The 1,341-nt window shown below is 51.5% G+C and carries 2 protein-coding genes and 1 tRNA gene; all 3 read left to right on the top strand.

Annotation, left to right across the window (positions count from 1 at the left end; translation table 11 throughout):
* Positions 1–560, top strand: a 560-nt coding sequence (locus tag DP116_RS28270; RefSeq protein ID WP_211173571.1) for a hypothetical protein, incomplete at its 5' end; no start/stop codon positions are given.
* A gap of 96 nt (positions 561–656) precedes the next feature.
* Positions 657–729, top strand: a tRNA-Phe gene (locus DP116_RS28265).
* An 89-nt stretch (positions 730–818) separates the two neighbouring features.
* A complete protein-coding gene (locus DP116_RS28260) occupies positions 819–1,313 on the top strand; it encodes a DUF4385 domain-containing protein (protein WP_169158252.1) in 495 nt (164 codons plus the stop codon).
* The last annotated feature ends 28 nt before the right edge of the window (positions 1,314–1,341 follow it).

The raw sequence follows: 1,341 nt of genomic DNA, 5'->3' as shown, positions 1-1,341 counted from the left end.
CATTTACAGGTGACGAGCAGAAGACGCACGAGCCGCCTCTCCACTCGCAGCAGGGCATGCAGGCTCAGTCGCCCGGGCAGTTGCAGGGACAGCCTATGCAGCAAGGTGGAGTGCCTACAGCTCAAACGCCAGGTCAGCCGGGAGTAGGCACTGGTTTTACACCACAGATGGCTACTCAATTTGTCACCGTTTGGCTGCAACGTGCCATGGATTACAACATGCAGACCTGTCAGACCAGCCACAAAGAAGCGTTTGACTGGATGACGCCTAATACTGTGCAAGCTTTTCGCCAGGGCTATTGGACTCCCGACATCGAGCAAGCCGTGATGTCTGGGAAGGTGTCTGCGGCTTTTCAACCGATCTCGGTGCAAGCGACTTACATGAATCCAGACGGCGGAATTATCGTTGCAATGACCGGGTCGCTTGTCATGCAATCGGCGGGCACATCACCAGCAACTCAGCCCTTGGCTGCGGATTTTCTTGTCAAGCAAGACAATGGAAATGTTCGTGTAGTTGGCATTAACATTCATCCGACCGCGCAGCAGGGCTCTCCGTACTAAATCTTTAATTGAGTTCTTAACCTGCGTTATTACGCACGAATTCGTTGTGGTATATTGGGTTTCCGCCTCAATTGCGAAAGCAATTCAGAGCCCCTTGCCGAGGTAGCTCAGTCGGTAGAGCAGAGGACTGAAAATCCTCGTGTCGCCAGTTCAATCCTGGCTCTCGGCAAATCATTTAAACGGCTCTCCAAAAAATTGGGGGGTCGTTTTTATTAGACGTTTTGGCACTTTCGTAATGTTTTTTCGGTCGATTACGTCATGCCACCAGAAAAAGCACGCAAGCCATCCTACCTTGATTTTGACCGAGCAAAGTACGCTTGGAAAGCCGGAGTCGACTACCGAGCGCACCCCGAGAAATATCGCGTTGGTAAGGGGGAGCAGGGCGTGTTGATCTGCGAACCGTACAAGTCAGAGATTGTCGCGCACTGGCAGTTCAAGACTCCTCAGATCGCCCGCAAAAGCAGTCGTACGATATTCAAAATGTTCAAAGACTATCTAGCAGAAGGAGACTTTGTCGGCGCCGACATGGCACGCAAATTTCTGCAGATGGGATTCACGCGTGCGCGGCGATACACAAATTGGAAGGGTGGCAAGAAGTACGATAAAGAGCATGACTACGCCCTGAATGAGAAAGGCACCGGCGATCCAGAGAAAGCAGAAAGCGCCGAAATATTCTTCAAAGCGTGGAAAAAGGCAGAAGCTGTTGCGGAGTACGCTGAGCGAAAGCAGGAATGGCGAGAGCAATATGGTTAGCGGATCAGCTTGCGAGAGCAATATGGTT

The organism is Brasilonema bromeliae SPC951 (assembly GCF_012912135.1).
GTDB classification, from domain to species: domain Bacteria; phylum Cyanobacteriota; class Cyanobacteriia; order Cyanobacteriales; family Nostocaceae; genus Brasilonema; species Brasilonema bromeliae.
Note: the sequence above shows the minus strand (reverse complement) of the source record. Positions and strands in the feature narration are given on the sequence as shown.

Bases quoted from the DNA above. Each gene is read 5' to 3' on its own strand.
- DP116_RS28260 (WP_169158252.1), top strand. From the start codon at position 819: ATGCCACCAGAAAAAGCACGCAAGCCATCCTACCTTGATTTTGACCGA.